This is a genomic window from Faecalibacterium taiwanense (assembly GCF_036632915.2).
GTDB lineage: Bacteria > Bacillota > Clostridia > Oscillospirales > Ruminococcaceae > Faecalibacterium > Faecalibacterium taiwanense.
This window is the reverse complement of the sequence record NZ_CP155552.1, coordinates 397,209-412,292: the sequence shown is the minus strand read 5'-3', so window position 1 is coordinate 412,292 and position 15,084 is coordinate 397,209. Positions and strand designations below refer to the sequence as shown.

The 15,084-nt window shown below is 58.6% G+C and carries 13 protein-coding genes and 2 tRNA genes; 5 read left to right on the top strand and 10 right to left on the bottom strand.

All coding sequences use genetic code 11. From position 1 onward, the window contains the following. Positions 1-184 precede the first annotated feature (184 nt). On the bottom strand, positions 185-1,765 hold the full coding sequence (locus PXT33_RS01900; protein ID WP_097774650.1) for a lipase family protein: 1,581 nt from the start codon (positions 1,763-1,765) through the stop codon (positions 185-187). 153 nt (positions 1,766-1,918) lie between these two features. Further along, positions 1,919-2,800 carry a LysR family transcriptional regulator gene (locus tag PXT33_RS01895; RefSeq protein ID WP_005943485.1) on the bottom strand — a complete coding sequence of 294 codons (882 nt, stop codon included), beginning with the start codon at positions 2,798-2,800 and terminating at the stop codon, positions 1,919-1,921. Between the two features lie 252 nt (positions 2,801-3,052). Between PXT33_RS01895 and PXT33_RS01890 the strand changes: the two genes are divergently transcribed. Beyond that, a complete protein-coding gene (locus PXT33_RS01890) occupies positions 3,053-3,781 on the top strand; it encodes a TraX family protein (protein ID WP_347070435.1) in 729 nt (242 codons plus the stop codon). A 73-nt stretch (positions 3,782-3,854) separates the two neighbouring features. Here the strand turns inward: PXT33_RS01890 and PXT33_RS01885 are convergent, their stop codons facing one another. From PXT33_RS01885 to PXT33_RS01875, 3 genes are all read right to left on the bottom strand, one after another. Further along, positions 3,855-4,784 (bottom strand): AEC family transporter, encoded by a 930-nt coding sequence (locus tag PXT33_RS01885; protein WP_097774648.1) that lies wholly within the window; start codon positions 4,782-4,784, stop codon positions 3,855-3,857. Positions 4,785-4,872: 88 nt separating this feature from the next. Further along, a tRNA-Ser gene (locus PXT33_RS01880) sits at positions 4,873-4,966 on the bottom strand. Positions 4,967-5,000: 34 nt separating this feature from the next. Continuing rightward, positions 5,001-5,088: transfer RNA gene (locus PXT33_RS01875), tRNA-Ser, on the bottom strand. Between the two features lie 221 nt (positions 5,089-5,309). On the opposite strand from PXT33_RS01875, the gene PXT33_RS01870 reads away from it, so the two are divergent. From PXT33_RS01870 to PXT33_RS01855, 4 genes are all read left to right on the top strand, one after another. Next, the gene (locus PXT33_RS01870; RefSeq protein ID WP_005943491.1) at positions 5,310-5,942 is read left to right on the top strand and encodes a LexA family transcriptional regulator; all 633 of its coding nucleotides are present in this window, start codon (positions 5,310-5,312) and stop codon (positions 5,940-5,942) included. Between the two features lie 231 nt (positions 5,943-6,173). After that, positions 6,174-7,532 (top strand): putative DNA modification/repair radical SAM protein, encoded by a 1,359-nt coding sequence (locus tag PXT33_RS01865; protein WP_120080304.1) that lies wholly within the window; start codon positions 6,174-6,176, stop codon positions 7,530-7,532. Next, a complete protein-coding gene (locus PXT33_RS01860) occupies positions 7,511-8,314 on the top strand; it encodes a TIGR03915 family putative DNA repair protein (protein ID WP_332375840.1) in 804 nt (267 codons plus the stop codon). The genes PXT33_RS01865 and PXT33_RS01860 overlap by 22 nt, the downstream gene beginning before the upstream one ends. 128 nt (positions 8,315-8,442) lie before the next feature. After that, complete coding sequence (locus tag PXT33_RS01855) at positions 8,443-8,919, top strand: peptidylprolyl isomerase (RefSeq protein WP_005943496.1); 477 nt, start codon at positions 8,443-8,445, stop codon at positions 8,917-8,919. A 67-nt stretch (positions 8,920-8,986) separates the two neighbouring features. On the opposite strand, the gene PXT33_RS01850 is transcribed toward PXT33_RS01855, so the two are convergent. The 5 genes from PXT33_RS01850 to PXT33_RS01830 form a co-directional block, all read right to left on the bottom strand. Next, the gene (locus PXT33_RS01850) at positions 8,987-10,393 is read right to left on the bottom strand and encodes an FAD-dependent protein (RefSeq protein WP_332375839.1); all 1,407 of its coding nucleotides are present in this window, start codon (positions 10,391-10,393) and stop codon (positions 8,987-8,989) included. A gap of 186 nt (positions 10,394-10,579) precedes the next feature. Further along, the gene (locus PXT33_RS01845) at positions 10,580-11,284 is read right to left on the bottom strand and encodes an HdeD family acid-resistance protein (RefSeq protein WP_097774646.1); all 705 of its coding nucleotides are present in this window, start codon (positions 11,282-11,284) and stop codon (positions 10,580-10,582) included. Positions 11,285-11,329: 45 nt separating this feature from the next. Beyond that, the gene (locus tag PXT33_RS01840) at positions 11,330-12,724 is read right to left on the bottom strand and encodes an MATE family efflux transporter (protein WP_243145084.1); all 1,395 of its coding nucleotides are present in this window, start codon (positions 12,722-12,724) and stop codon (positions 11,330-11,332) included. Between the two features lie 330 nt (positions 12,725-13,054). Next, positions 13,055-13,660, bottom strand: a complete 606-nt coding sequence (locus tag PXT33_RS01835) for an AAA family ATPase (protein ID WP_097774644.1) — start codon at positions 13,658-13,660, stop codon at positions 13,055-13,057. A gap of 54 nt (positions 13,661-13,714) precedes the next feature. Then, on the bottom strand, positions 13,715-15,079 hold the full coding sequence (locus PXT33_RS01830) for a hypothetical protein (protein WP_332375838.1): 1,365 nt from the start codon (positions 15,077-15,079) through the stop codon (positions 13,715-13,717). Positions 15,080-15,084 lie beyond the last annotated feature (5 nt).

Here is a 15,084-nt window from a genome sequence, read left to right as displayed (position 1 = left end):
CGCAGCGATGAAAGAGGCTGTTGCAAAATAGCTCTCTGAAAAATCATGCACAAAACCCGGAATCTTTTCGGGGCCAAAATGGCTCAGAAAGGGTTCCGGGTTTTTGATTTTGCGCTATTCCTTTGTGCAAGCTGCTATCGCATTTTTATTTTGCAACAGCCCCTCTTTTTTATTTCCGGAGATTTTATTTTCGGGTATAGGCTTCCATGCCGTGCTCGGCGGGGTCGTAATATTCCATCAGGGTGATGTAGTTTTCCGGGTAGTGGCAGAATGCCGCACGCAGAACGCTGTCTGCCGGGCTGTTCACGCTCATCAGGCTGAGGATGTAGTACACCAGCATCCGCAGCACATCGCTCTCCACCTCGTAGCACAGACCCACCGCCAGCACCGGCACCACCACCTGCTGCGCCCGCAGCGGCACGATGGCCCCCACCTGCTCCAGAATGGGTCGGCTCATGGCCGAAGCCGTCATCACGCAGCGCAGCACCTTCGTCCACGACATTTTACGGATGTTCTCCATGCTGCGCAGCCGTTCCATCACAGCTTCATCGTCCAGGATCACGCCCTCGGCTGCCTCTTTCTCCGAGAGGGTAAAAGCACACTGCAGCATATCCATAAAGGCAGCTTCATATTTTTCGTGGTAATTTGCGGCGCTTTTGCAGAACGCCAGAGCCGCCACGATCACCGAATCCACATCTTCCTTTGTGGCCAGCTGGTCGAACCGCAGCGGCACGCCGCCCATCCGGCTCTCGATGATGCTCAGATCATCCAGCTCGTTCTGGTACGCCGTGGAGGGCAGAAAGCGGTCGTTTCCGTTGCGGTGGTAGCCCCACTCTTCCGGCATCACGCGGGCCACGATGTCGCCGCTGGAAATGATGTTGAAGATATTGCTTACATCCCAATCCGTTTTCAGTCCTCCGTCTGCCGTGTGGTCGTTGTCGTAGTCCGCCTGCAGATCCGGGCGGTCTGCTGCCGTCAGTGCCGCCGGTGCGGCAAAGGTGTAAACAAAGGTATTTTCCTGCGCGATCTGCGGCAGCTGCTGCCGGATGCGCGCCGCCGTCAGGTTTGCCACAGCCGCGCCGCGGCTGTAGCCGCCCAGCCAGAGCTTGATGGTGCCCAGCGTTCCCGCTGCAGCCTCGGCTTTTTTCAGGTAGTCCTGCAGATCCTCAAAAAAATGCTCTGCTGCTGTCACAAAGCCATAGTGCCCGCCGCCTTCGCCCACATGCAGGTTGCTGGCCCACTCGGCGCCATAGCCGACACCGCGCAGCATGGCTGCAATAATGGTGGTGCGCTGGCCATCCTGTACCAGTGTTTTCTGCGCAAAAGCACAGCCCGCGGTATCCACCGGGGTGTTCAGGCTGCACTGGTAGCCCGCATAGACCGCATTGGCAAAGCCAAGCTTCTGGTAGGCATCCGCAATGCTGTTCTCACGGCCCGCTTCACCCTCCACCCAGTAAAGCGCATCGCTCTGGTAGGTGTTGCCGCTTGCCGCCACAAGGCCCAGCGTTGCCAGTGCCAGCTTGTGACTGTACTGCAGCGCCGTATTCTCAAAAAAGGCATCTGTATAATAAAAATCGTGGGAGAGATCTGTTTCGCTGTGGTCGCTGCGGAAAGCGAAGGAGTAGTAATCCTCCGGCACCGCACTGCCCACCACAGCCTGTGCGGCCTGCGGCAGCAAAGCCTCTGCCGCCGCGTGCGGGGCCAGCACGCCTGCCACGGCAGCTGCTGCCGCCTTGCAAAAGGCACGTCGTTTTATGGTCTTCATCTTTCTGCTCCAATCAAGGCTTCTGCATAAAACCAGCCTGTTTTTCTAAGTATAGCGGATTTTGCACGCTGATACAATTGCTCTCTTTTAATAAAAAAACAGTCCATGCTCCACACACAGACTGTTTTATGGTATAGTATAAAGGAGTCCGGCTCACCTCAGCTCGATCTGCCTGCAGTAGTCTACGATGTGGTGGAACATCTGTTCCACTGCCGGGGCCATTGCGGCGGGGCGCTGCACAGCCAGGCCCACCACACGGTCTTCCTCTGGCTCGATGGGATAGATCTTGATCGCAGCCTTGCAGTCGCGCAGCAGCATCTGCGGCATGATGGAAATGCCCAGACCTGCTTCCACCATGGCGATGTTGGACTGGTCGTCGATGACATGGCAGCGGCGCTCGGTGCCGATCTTATATTTTTTCAGGAACTGACGCATCTCAGCATCGGTGGCATCGCACTGTACAACGAAGCTTTGGCCGTTCATCAGGGCGGGAGTCATCACGCCGTTTTCCGGTTCGGGCCAGTCCTGCGGCACAATGCACAGCAGCGGCTCGCGGAACAGCTCGGTGAGGTTGAACTCTTCACGGCAGGTGGAGGAAAGGAACGCGATATCCACCTGACCGGTTCGCAGCCATTCCTTCACATCGTCGTAGGTGCCCTGATACACCTCGATCTCGATCTGCGGGTAGTGGGTCATAAAGCTTTTGAGCAGGCCCGGCAGCAGCGAAGCACACACCGAGTTGAATACGCCCAGCTTCACCTTGCCCTTTTCCAGGCCGTTCAGGCGGGCGATGCTCTGCTTGAGGGCCTCGTCGCTGTTGAGCACATCGCGAATAGAGGGATACAGGGATGCGCCGTAGCTGGTCATGGATACGCCGTTCTTGCCGCGGTTGAACAGGGCAAAGCCCAGCTCCTCCTCCATTACGGCAATGGCGTGACTGATAGCCGATGGGGTCAGGTGCAGCTGCTGTGCCGCCTTGTTGAAGCTGCCCTGCCGGGCCACGGCATCAAAAATCTCGTAGGAAAAAAGCGTCATGCCCAAAGCCTCCTTCCGTTTTTACTGGTTCGGAGACGCCCGATTCTCTGTGAATCTTTTTCATCTTTCATTTGAGATAGTTCAATTATCTTCTTGATTGTACTATCCCGCGCCTTTTCTGTCAAGCATTTTTGCCCGATTTATGCGCCTTTCCGGCGTATTTTGTCAAAGATGACGCAGGAGCCTGCCAGCCTGCGCCGTATCATTAAAAAAGCACAAAAAGTAGATTTTTTATCAAGTGAGGGATTCCTTATGACCGAGACTGCCAAAGCCCCTGTCCGCTGTGGACTCAGCGGCACAGCGCTCAAATACATCGCCTGCATCACCATGCTCATTGATCACATCGGCGCTTCCTGCATCGAAGCCGGTATCCTGCTGCCGGCCCTCGCCGCCGGTGCTGCCAGCTGCGGTGGCATCCCGGTCAGCACCCTGCTGGCGGCAGACCGTGTGCTGCGGTATATCGGGCGGCTGGCCTTTCCCATCTTCTGCTTTCTGGCCGTGGAGGGCTTTCTGCACACCCACGATGTAAAAAAATACGTCCGGCGGCTTCTGCTGTTCGGCCTTCTGAGCGAGGTGCCTTTTGACCTTGCCTTTTTCCGCACACCGTTCGCCCCGCAGCACCAGAACGTCTACTGGACGCTGGCGCTGGGCGTGCTGGCTATGGCAGGGCTCAAGCGCTTTGAAAAGGAAAACGGCCTGCCCGGCTGGCAGGGGCTTGTGTGGGCGGGCGGCTGCGCCGCGCTGGCGCTGGCTGCCAACACCGACTACCACGCCATCGGCGTGCTCATCATCTGCACCCTGTACCTGACCCGCGCAGACCGCAAGCGGCAGTGCCTTGCAGGTGCGCTGCTGTTTTTGTTCGAGCTGACCGCGCCGCTGGCCTTTGTGCTGGTCTGGTTCTACAACGGGCAGCGCGGCGCGTGCAGTCCGCTGCAAAAAAGGCCTTTTACTGGTTCTACCCGGTGCACCTGCTGGTTCTAGCAGGTATCACGAACCTTATGCTATAACAGCAGAAAGCCCGCCGTCCAAAGACAGCGGGCTTTTTTACAGCTTCTCACATCGGGAACATAACGCCCGTTAGCAGCAGCATGGCAGGCACCGTGACCAGCATACACACGGTGGAGTGGGCCACCGCCTGACTGGCAAGGGTCGCCTCGGTGCCGGTCTGTTTGGCCAGCACAGCGGCAAGGCTGCCGGCCGGGCAGCAGGCGATGATGGACAGGCCGGTGCGCAGCACATTGTCCAGCGGCAGCAGCCACAGCAGCAGCATAAACAGCAGCGGGAACAGGATGCCGCGCAGCAGGGTGACCCGGTACAGGAAACCGGTGTGCAGCAGCGCACGGATGTCGCTGTCTGCCAGCAGCACACCTACGATCATGAGCGCCAGCGGGGTGGTGCAGCCGCCCACCGCACTGCAGAACTGCTGCACCGGTGCGGGCAGCCGCCAGCCGGTGGCCAGCAGCACCAGCATAGCCACCGTGGCAATGTTGGTGGGGGTGATGAAGGTCTTGAGCCGGATCTTCTCGCCAGGGCGGAACAGGCACACCACATAGGTAAAGAACCATACATTATAAGAGGCCATGGCCATGCCCGCAAACACAGTGCCGCGCGCGGTGCCCAGCAGGGCGCTGCACAGCGGCAGGCCGATGAAGCCGCAGTTGGGCATAGCCGCCGTGCCCACCAGCACCGCATACTTACCCGGCGTGTCGTGGTGCAGCCAGCTGCTCAACCGGCACAGGCCGGTGGTCACCACAAACAGTGCCAGCAGCAGCACGAACAGCACCCCTGCCTGAGTGAGCAGCTCCGGCTCACCATCCACGGCTGCACCAGCCAGCATGGTACAGGGCAGCAGAAGCTTCATGATAAAATCCGACAAAAACTTGCTGTCACGATCCTTGATGATGCCGCTGCGTGCACCTACATAGCCCAGCAGCACCTCCAGAAAGATCACCGTGATCTGACCCGCCAAAACGCCAAACGCCATTGGTTCCTCCTTTTTTGTTCCGCAAGCCGCATTTTTCCTTTACAAAGGAAAAAGCCCATTGATTTCAACGAATCAACGAGCTTTTTCTTGGCGGAGTAGGAGGGATTTGAACCCTCGCGCCGTTGTTTAGACGACCTACGCCCTTAGCAGGGGCGCCTCTTCGACCTCTTGAGTACTACTCCAGAGCAAAGTGTGTTACACTTATTCAATAAAAAATGGCGGAGAGAGTGGGATTCGAACCCACGGTACGTTGCCGTACGGCAGTTTTCAAGACTGCTTCCTTAAACCACTCGGACATCTCTCCTTGTGGACATCCGCCTTACGCCGTGTCGAATGCCTATTTAATTTACCAGATTTGCACGCCGGTGTCAAGCCTTTGGGGCAATTTTTTTCTTTCAGCCCTTAAAAACAAAATTTACCACAACCTTTTTGGGTCTTGGCCTGTTTCAGGTCTTTACAAGTACACCTTTTTGTTGTATAATAAACACAAGAAAATTTCCTCGCGGTGTAAAGGAGAAATATACCATGTCGTTTTCAGAACTTTTGAAGCAGTGCCGCAAAAAGCAGGGCATCAGCCAGGCTGAGCTGGCTTCCAAACTGGGCGTGACACAGCAGGCTGTCGGCAAATGGGAAAGCGGCAAGTCCTCTCCCGATCCGTCTACCGTGGCCCGCATTGCCGAGCTTTTGAACACCACAGCAGATTATCTGCTGGGCCTGTACCGCCCGGTAAGCAATGTTTCCGCCCCGGAAGAGCGGTTCTTTGGCAGCTATTCTGAAAGCCTGATCCCGGTGATCGGCACGGTAAAGGCCGGTTACGGTGCCCTCGCCTTTGAGGAGGACTACGGTCAGGAGTATGCCCGTGTGAAGGACCCCTCCAACTATTTTTATCTGGTGGTGCGCGGCGACAGCATGGAGCCCCGCATTCAGGACGGCGACCTTGCCCTTGTGCACAAGCAGGACACACTGGAAAACGGCGACCTTGGCGTGCTGATCTACGGCGATGAGGGCGAGGGCACCCTGAAGCGCTATATCCAGCGCGGCAACTGCGTGGTGCTGCAGCCCTTCAACCCGGCCTACAGCGAAATGGTCATCAAGGGCGAGGACCTGAACCATCTGCACATCGCCGGCCGCGTGGTGGAAACCAAGGCAAAATGGTAATAACTCCTTCCGTCTGCTCACGCTGTTCGCAGCCGCCTTCCTCATGGAGGGAGGCCTTGGCAAAACCGGAAACTTTCCCGTACTGCCAAAGGCTCCTCCTTTGGGAGAGCTGTCGAACAAAGTGAGACTGAGAGGGCGAGGACGCTAACCGTGAAACCATAAAAGCCATCTGCAATTTTGCGCATGGCTTTATTTTTTGACCCTTTTTCCCACTTTGGAGGTGTATTCTGCATGGAACAGACCCTGATGGACAAGCTTACCATTCTGGCCGACAGCGCCAAATATGATGTTGCCTGCACCTCCAGTGGCGCATCCCGCACCGCGCGGGCAGGCATTCTTGGCAGCTGCTATGCACCGGGCTGCTGCCACGCCTTTACCGCTGATGGCCGCTGCGTGAGCCTTTTAAAGGTGCTCATGACCAACTGCTGTGCCTTCGACTGCAGCTATTGCGTCAACCGCAAGTCCAACGATATCCCCCGTGCCACCTTCACGCCCCGGGAATTGGCTGAGCTGACTGTGGAGTTTTACCGCCGCAACTACATTGAAGGGTTGTTCCTTTCCAGCGCGGTGCTGGGCACGCCGGACTACACCACCGAACGGATGCTGGCCGCCCTGCGGCTGCTGCGGGGCGAATACCGCTTTGGGGGCTACATCCACGCCAAGGCCATCCCCGGCACCAGCCCGGAACTGCTGCAGCAGCTGGGATATCTGGCCGACCGCCTGAGCGTGAATGTGGAGCTGCCCAGTGAGCAGAGCCTGAACCTGCTGGCCCCGGACAAAGGGCGGCACTCCATTTTCCGGCCCATGAAGCAGATCGCAGTTTCCGGCGCGCAGAGCAAACAGGAGCTGACCGTCTACCGCCATGCGCCAAAGTTCGCACCCGCCGGGCAGAGCACCCAGATGATCGTAGGCGCTTCGCCGGAGACAGACTACCACATTTTAAAGCTCACTGAGGGCATGTACCGGAAGTACAGTCTGAAACGGGTGTTCTACTCCGCCTACATCCCGGTAGCCGAGGACACCCGCCTGCCTGCGCTGGACACCAAACCCCCGCTTTTGCGGGAGCACCGGCTGTATCAGGCTGACTGGCTGCTGCGGTTTTACCAGTTCAAGGCAGACGAAATTCTGGATGAAGCCAACCAGAGCTTCAACCCCTACCTCGACCCAAAATGCAACTGGGCCGTGCAGCACTACGGGCTTTTTCCGGTAGATGTGAACCGCGCGCCCTTTGAAATGTTGCTGCGTGTGCCGGGCATCGGCCCCAAAAGTGCCCGGCGCATCTGGCACGCGCGCAAGCTTTCCAGCCTTGGGTTGGACGAGTTGAAGCGCATGGGCGTGGTGCTCAAGCGGGCACAGTATTTCATCACCTGCAAGGGTTTTGCGGGTGCGCACCCGGGCCGTGGCACCGCCGGGCGGGAGCGCATCACGCAGGCGCTCATCGACCCCAACGTGTTCGGCGGCAGCTGCGAACAGCTCAGTCTGTTCACGCCGCCTGCGGTGGACGATCTGATCACGCAGGGCGTGGCACCGCGCGCAGCCATGCGCATGGTGCGGGAGGAGGCGGTGCAATGTCTGGCGAAGGCGCTGTAAATGTTCAAGTTCAGAAAGCCCGCAGGCTCCACGATGCGGATGTGGTGTACCTCTACGACAGCAGCTTTGAAGGCTTTCTGTGCTGCGTGTTCGAGAGCTTTGCCCAGCACGAGATCCCCTTTGCGGTGTGGACACCCCAGCGGGAAACTTCCACCCTGTACCCGGTCAAGGACATCCCCACCGACCACGCCAAGGCTCAGCGGGTGTTTGCCAGCTTTGGCAGAAAGCTTGGCCCCGAGACAGAGTACCTCGTCAGCCGGGATTTCCTCTCCGGGCGGGAGGACAAAGAGCTGCTGCTCATCCGCTTTCTGCATCTGGCCTTCGCCCTCGGCCCCGGCACCGTGAAGCGCACCGGCCACCCGGACGTGGCCCCGCTGTATGAGATGAAGAAAAGCCTTGACTGGGAAGTGGACAAGTTTCAGGGCTTTGTGCGGTTTGAGGAGCACGACGGGATGCTGGGCGCCGTCATCCACCCCAAAAACTACATCCTGCCGCTGCTGCGGCCCCACTTTTGCGGACGGTTCCCGGAAGAAAACTTTATGATCTACGATGCGGTGCATCAGGCTGTGCTGCTGCAGGAGGACCACAAGGCCCGGCTGCTGGAGCTGGCTGCACCGCTGGAGCTGCCGCCGCCCAGCAAGCGGGAGCAGCAGTTTCAGGCATTGTGGAAGCAGTTCTACCAGACGCTGGAGATCAAGGCCCGCCACAACGAAAAATGCCGCATGACCCACTGCCCCAAGCGCTTTTGGGCCGATATGGTGGAGATGAAAGATGAATTTTAACAAAAACGTTGCATCTGCGGCGTTGCAACCCCCAAAACCTATGGTATACTATAAGAGATATCCGGCAGGCCTTCTGCCGAACACTCCCGCACTGCTGCGGGGCAACACAAAAGGAGTATTGTAGCGTTATGGTTCGCATTACTATGGAAGACGGCGGCATCATCGATATCGAGCTGAACGAAGAAGCCGCTCCTATCACCTGTGAGAATTTCAAGAAGCTGGTCAGCGAGGGCTTTTACAATGGCCTGACCTTCCACCGCGTGATCCCCGGCTTTATGATTCAGGGCGGCTGCCCGCTGGGTAACGGCACCGGCGGCCCCGGCTGGAACATCAAGGGCGAGTTTGCTGCAAACGGCGTGAACAATCCGCTCAAGCACACCCGCGGCGTGATCAGTATGGCACGCGCCATGAACCCCAACAGCGCCGGCAGCCAGTTCTTCATCATGCATCAGGATGCACCTCATCTGGACGGCCAGTACGCTGCCTTTGGCAAGGTGGTTGCAGGCATGGATGTTGTGGATAAGATCGCAGCTGTCCGCACCGACTGGAACGATAAGCCCACCACCCCGGTCAAGATGAAGACTGTGGAGCTCATTGAGGGCTGAATTTCAAACCTAAAAAATCCCGACACCTTGCAGTGCCGGGATTTTTTGTTTTTGTTGATGCTTGTTTTTAGCAGTCTTCCTTTTCGGCCAGCTTGCGGCCCATAAGCACGCCCATGACCGAAGCCATCATCAGGCCGCGGGTCCAGCCGGAGGAGTCGCCCAGACAGTGCAGGCCCTTGATGTTGGTGTCAAGGTTCTCGTCCATCTTCACCTTGTTGGAGTAGAACTTCAGCTCCGGGCTGTACAGCAGGGTCTCGTTGGCGGCAAAGCCGGGCACCACCATATCCAGCATCTTGATGAACTCAATGATGTTGGTCATGGCGCGGTAGGGCATGGCGGCGGTAATGTCGCCTGCCACGGCATCCTTCAGGGTGGGCTTCACGTTGGACTGGGCCAGCTCCTTCTGCCAGGTGCGCTTGCCGTCCAGAATGTCGCCGTAGCGCTGCACCATGATGTGGCCTGCGCCCAGCATGTTGGTCAGCTCGCCCACCTTCTGTGCGTAGGCAATGGGCTGGTTGAACGGCTCGGTAAAGTTGTGGGAGACCAGAATCGCAAGGTTGGTGTTCTCGCTCTTTTTCTCCTTGAAGCTGTGGCCGTTGACCACGGCAAGGTCGTTGTCGTAGTTCTCCTGCGCCACAAAGCCGCCGGGGTTCTGGCAGAAGGTGCGCACCTTGTTCTTCCAGGGCTTGGGGTAGCCAATGAGCTTGGACTCATACAGCACCTTGTTCACCTTTTCCATGACCTCGTTGCGGCACTCCACGCGCACACCGATGTCCACGGTGCCGGGCTTATGGGCAATGTGGTGCTCGGCGCAGATCTTTTCCAGCCAGTCCGCACCGCGGCGGCCGGTGCCAATGACCACGGTATCCGCATACACAGGCCGGACCTGATCGCCGTCCTTCAGCAGCACGCCCTTGCACTCCTCATTCTCAAGGATGATGTTCTCGCACTCAGTATTGAACAGCATCTCCACGCCGTTGTCGGCCAGATAGTTCTGGATGGCCAGATACAGCTGCTGAGCCTTCTCTGTGCCCAGATGGCGGATCGGGCAGTCCACCAGCTTCAGGCCGGCATGGATGGCGTTCTTGCGGATCTCCTTGATCTCCTCGCCGGTGTAGATGCCCTCCACATGGGGGTCTGCGCCGAACTCAAGATAGATCTTGTCGGTGTAGTCGATAAGCTCCTGTGCAAACTCCTCTCCGATCAGGGTGGGCAGGTCGCCGCCCACCTCATAGGAGAGGCTCAGCTTGCCATCCGAGAAGGCACCTGCACCGGAAAAGCCGGTGGTGATGGCGCAGGTGGGGCGGCAGTTGACGCAGTGGCCCACTTCGGCTTTGGGGCAGTGGCGCTTTTCCACGGGCTTGCCCTTTTCCACCAGCAGCATCTTCTTTTTGCTGCCGTGGCGCAGCAGCTCCACAGCGGTAAAAATGCCAGCCGGGCCGGCACCGACAATAATCAGATCATACTTTTCCATTTCTCTTTTATCCTTTGCTGTTTTGATTGCGAACTCCTTCCGTCAAACCCTTCGGGTTTGCCAGCTCCCTCATTGAGGGAGCCTTTGGCATTCCGGCAAACTTCCGCGGAAACGGAAAAGTCTCCGGCTTGGCCAGAGGCCCCATCCCAGAGGGGGCTGTCTGCGAAACAGACTGGAGGAGTTTCCTTATTTCTCGTTCTCCTGTTCCACAGTGGCGCTCTCGTCCACCTCATCCAGCTCCACAGCGCTGGCCTCGGCATCGGTGCGGGTCACATCCGGGGCGACTACGCCGTCGCCGTTCAGGTCTTCACCGGTCAGGGACTCCAGCATGGACTGAGTCTCCGGGTGCAGCTTGGCAAAACGGCGCACGGCCAGCACCGTGTACAGGGCGCTGAGCAGGTTGATGGAACCCTCCACGATCAGGATGATGCCAATGGCCATGACCAGCGTTTCCATGGTGCCGAAGGGGTTCAGGATCATGATAACGCCCAGCACCACGCTGAGCACCGGCAGCAGCAGAAAGCTTTTCCAGCTGGAATAGCCGCAGCGGCGCAGGTCCAGTGCGTTCTGCACACGACTGATGCTGTCAAAGATCACGAACAGGCCGAACACGATGGGCAGGATACTCACCACGATGTCGCTGCGCAGGATCAGGAACGCACCCAATGCCAGACAGATGATGCCGGAGATCAGGGTGAGCTGGCTTTGGAACACACCGCGTTCCACCACAAAATAGCGGATGAGCTGCACCGCCGCGCAGGCCAGCACCACAGCGCCCAGCGCATAGCACACGATGTTCAGGGCCGTGGTGGGCTTCATGAGCAGAAAAACGCCCAGACCCAGATACAGCGCACTCATGAGCACCAGATTCCATTTGAGCTTTTTTACCATAGAGATCACGTTCCTTTCCTTTGCAGGGACAGTTTTTCACGCCCCTCATTCGGCAGGGGAATACATGGGGGCAATGATGTTTTTGTTGATGCGGGCGTAGAAGCCAAGGCTCAGCAGGACACTGACGATCTCAGCGATGAGGAAGGCCCACCAGACATTGTTGACATTGCCGGTCTGGGCCAGCAGCCATGCGGCCGGCAGCAGCACGAACAGCTGCCGGCAGACCGAAACGATCAGGCTGAACACACCGTTGCCCAGTGCCTGAAACACCGAGCTGAGCACGATGCTGGCACCCGCCAACAGGAAATGCAGGCAGATGATGCGCATGGCTGGGATGCCAATGGCCAGCATGGCATCACTGGCCGCAAAGATGCCAAGCACCTTATCCGGTGCGAACTGGAAGATGCAGAAACCAATGAGCATGATGCACTCGGCATAGCAGACTGCCAGCTTGATGGTTTTTTTCACGCGGTCCGGTCTGCGGGCACCGTAGTTGTAGCTGATGATGGGCACCATGCCGTTGTTCAAGCCAAAGATGGGCATGAACACGAAGCTCTGCAGCTTGAAGTACACACCGAACACCGCCACCGCTGTGGCCGAGAAGCTCATGAGGATCAGGTTCATGCCAAAGGTCATCAGGCTGCCCACGCACTGCATGGCAATGCTGGGCAGGCCCACCGTGTAGATGCGGCCAATGGCCTTGGCACTGGGGCGGAAGCCCTTGAAGCTGATCTGGATATCCGGGTTTTTGTTCAGGTTGAAGAACAGGGTCATGCCTGCGCCGCAGAACTGGCCGATGACCGTTGCCACAGCTGCGCCGGTGGTACCACTGAGGGCCTCACCGCAGTAGCCAAAGATGAAGATAGGGTCCAGAATGATGTTCACCACGGCACCCACCAGCTGGCTGATCATGCTCAGGTGGGTGCGGCCGGTAGCGGCCAGCAGCTTTTCGCCCATGGTCTGGGTGAAAAGGCCCAGACTGAAGATGCAGCACACCGAAAGATACTGGATGCCCTGCTGCGCAATAGCCGCATCACTGGTCTGTGCATAGAAATAGGGCTTCATGCAGGTAAGGCCAATGACGAGGAACACCACGAAGCTGCACAGCGAAAGAAAGATGCCGTTTTTCGCCGTGGCATTGGCGCGGCTCTGGTTCTTTTCGCCCAGACTTTTGGACAGCATGGCGTTCACGCCTACGCCGGTGCCCACGCCCACAGCGATCATCACATTCTGCAGCGAGAAGGCGAGGGACACAGCGGTGAGGGCGCTTTCACTCACATGGGACACGAACACCGAGTCCACCACGTTGTAAAGCGCCTGCACCAGCATGGAGATCATCATGGGCACGCTCAGCTTGACCAGCAGAGGGTTGATCTCCATGGTGCCCATAATGTTTTCCCGCGTTTGGGCGGGAGAGGTTTGGGGTTGCTTTGTTTCCACGTTTGCTCCTTTTGATGTTGAGGTTACAGGGAATATGGCAAGGCCGCTGCCGAATAACTCCTTCCGTCATCGCTGCGCGATGCCACCGCTCCCCTTTTTGTCACTTGCGTGACATCTTCCCCCGGCCGGGGGAAGTCTTTCTCAATGAGGGAGGCATTGGCAAAATCAGGAACTCCATCATACTGCCAAAGGCTCCCTCTTCGAGGGAGCTGGCACGGCGGGAGCCGTGACTGAAGGAGTAAAACAGTCGCCGTTGCCCGAAACGTGGGCAGGGTGCAAAAGCACCCTACCCACGAATCATCGTTGTTTTATTTTGAAGTGCCCGGACGGTCAGCCAAGGTTCTTCTCCTTGGCGGCGGCTGCGTCCAGGATCATCTTCACGCAGGTCTCGCGGCCCAGAGCAGCGTTGATGGCCAGATCATAGTTGTGGGCATCACCCCAGCGGTTCTGGGTGTAGTAGTTGTAGTAGGCAGAACGGTTGCGGTCGGTCTTTTCCACCTCGTCCTTGATGCCCTTTTCGTCCTTGGCCTTGACCAGAGGATTGGTCTTTGCGTATTCCAGCCGCCACTCCTTGGGGGCGTACACGAACACGCGCAGCACATCCTTGCGCTCACGCAGCACATAGTCGCCGCAGCGGCCCAGGATCACGCAGGGGCCTTCCTCGGCCAGCTGCTTGATGATGCGGCTCTGAAGAATGAACACCTGATCGCCCAGCGGCAGCTCATTGCCCATGGTGTACAGACTGTACAGCAGGCTGTGAGTATGCCGTTTTTCACTGGCGGCAACAGCTTCTTCCGAAAGACCGGAGTGCTTTGCTGCCATGGTGATCAGCTCTTTGTCGTAAAGCTTGATGCCCAGCGCATTTGCCACATCTTCAGCGATGTAGCGGCCGCCCGTGCAGTATTCACGTCCCAAAGTGATGATCGTCTTTGCCATAATGTGTTCCTCCTATGTCTTGATCTATAGCCCAAAGGCTTTGGGTCGGGCCGGTCATTCCGCCGGCTTTTCCTGTGCCTGGGAAACAGGTTGCTCCGGCGTGGGGCGCGGCTTTGGCAGCCGCACCTCCGCCACGCGCATGGCACCGGTCTGGTCCACTGCATACACGCTGCAGCGGCAGCCTGCGGCCATGATCTTTTCCGGGAAGCGGATGCCGCCCTCCGGCGTGCGCTCCATCCGGCAGAAGCTGCGGTGGGCGGTGGTGGCGTGGGCCACACCGTCGTGGCACGCACAGGCCACCCAGCCGGAAAAGCCTTCCGGCAGCGGGTCCTTCACGCCGCGCTGCTCAAAATAGTAAACGTCTGCCGTCTCGCCGGGCACCAGCTCGCAGCGCATCCGCAGCGGACGGTTGGCGGCAACATCGCGGGGTTTTGCCCGCAGGGCGATGGCGCGCCCGGTAAAGTAACGCATAAAGTCCACCAGTGCCATGGTGCAGTTCACTGCGCCGTTGGAATCTGCGGTGGGGTCGTTCAGCAGCACATAATCTGCCATTACGGCATCGTCGTGGCCAAAGCCGCGCAGGCCCATCCAGACCCGCACCGGGTCCCGCTGGCCGCGGATGCGCCGCTCCACCTGCACTGCCACACAGCAGTCATCGTGGATCTGGGCACGCAGGTCGGCAAGGTCCATCCATGCCTGCCAGCAGGGGTAGCCGCAGCAGCCGGCGGCAGCAGCCGCAAAGGCCGCATTGGCGGTGGTGCTGTGGGCCATGTCCTCCATCACATAGGCCACTTCTTCGGGCAGGACATCCTCGCCCCAGCAGTTCATCAGTGCCGCCATGACCAGCGGCAGATCCATGGTGCGGCCAAAGCTGGGATCGTGGGCGGAAAGGCAGTATTCCGGCAGATAGAGCTGCCGGTTCAGCGGGTGGCCGTTGTGCTTTTCCCACGCCAGCGGCCGCACTGCCGCGGCCAGCAGGCGCACTGCGGGCGAGACCTTGTCATCGTTGGTGGAAAGGTTCACCTGCAGCTGCACGCCGGTGCCGCCGCCGGGCGTTGCCACGGTCACGGTATCGCCCATGAGGAAGATCATGCCGTCGTCACTCTGGGAATTGCAGCTGCAGCGGGGGTAGCCCGGCGCCCACTTGCCAAAGCTCATCCAGCCGGTCCAGCTTCCTCCGGCATATACCCGGCAGCGCACCTCCACCATGGTGTTGTGGGGCGCAAAGGCGTTCCAGCTGACATTCAGGTTGCAGAAGGCCGGCATGGCAAATTCCGGCGTGGTGTAGCTGCCGTATTGCAGGCAGCGGCCCGCCACGCTGTCCAGCACCAGTGCACCGCCGTCCAGTGCCACATTGTCCAGCTGCCCGCGGGAGAAGGTCTCGGTGCCCTGCAAAACCAGATTATTCCGTTGTTCCATGGAGC

Bases quoted from the DNA above. Each gene is read 5' to 3' on its own strand.
- PXT33_RS01870 (WP_005943491.1), top strand. From the start codon at position 5,310: ATGTCGTTTTCAGAACTTTTGAAGCAGTGCCGCAAAAAGCAGGGCATC.
- PXT33_RS01895 (WP_005943485.1), bottom strand. From the start codon at position 2,800: ATGACGCTTTTTTCCTACGAGATTTTTGATGCCGTGGCCCGGCAGGGC.
- PXT33_RS01885 (WP_097774648.1), bottom strand. From the start codon at position 4,784: ATGGCGTTTGGCGTTTTGGCGGGTCAGATCACGGTGATCTTTCTGGAG.
- PXT33_RS01900 (WP_097774650.1), bottom strand. From the start codon at position 1,765: ATGAAGACCATAAAACGACGTGCCTTTTGCAAGGCGGCAGCAGCTGCC.
- PXT33_RS01890 (WP_347070435.1), top strand. From the start codon at position 3,053: ATGACCGAGACTGCCAAAGCCCCTGTCCGCTGTGGACTCAGCGGCACA.
- PXT33_RS01850 (WP_332375839.1), bottom strand. From the start codon at position 10,393: ATGGAAAAGTATGATCTGATTATTGTCGGTGCCGGCCCGGCTGGCATT.
- PXT33_RS01830 (WP_332375838.1), bottom strand. From the start codon at position 15,079: ATGGAACAACGGAATAATCTGGTTTTGCAGGGCACCGAGACCTTCTCC.
- PXT33_RS01835 (WP_097774644.1), bottom strand. From the start codon at position 13,660: ATGGCAAAGACGATCATCACTTTGGGACGTGAATACTGCACGGGCGGC.
- PXT33_RS01865 (WP_120080304.1), top strand. From the start codon at position 6,174: ATGGAACAGACCCTGATGGACAAGCTTACCATTCTGGCCGACAGCGCC.
- PXT33_RS01860 (WP_332375840.1), top strand. From the start codon at position 7,511: ATGTCTGGCGAAGGCGCTGTAAATGTTCAAGTTCAGAAAGCCCGCAGG.
- PXT33_RS01845 (WP_097774646.1), bottom strand. From the start codon at position 11,284: ATGGTAAAAAAGCTCAAATGGAATCTGGTGCTCATGAGTGCGCTGTAT.
- PXT33_RS01855 (WP_005943496.1), top strand. From the start codon at position 8,443: ATGGTTCGCATTACTATGGAAGACGGCGGCATCATCGATATCGAGCTG.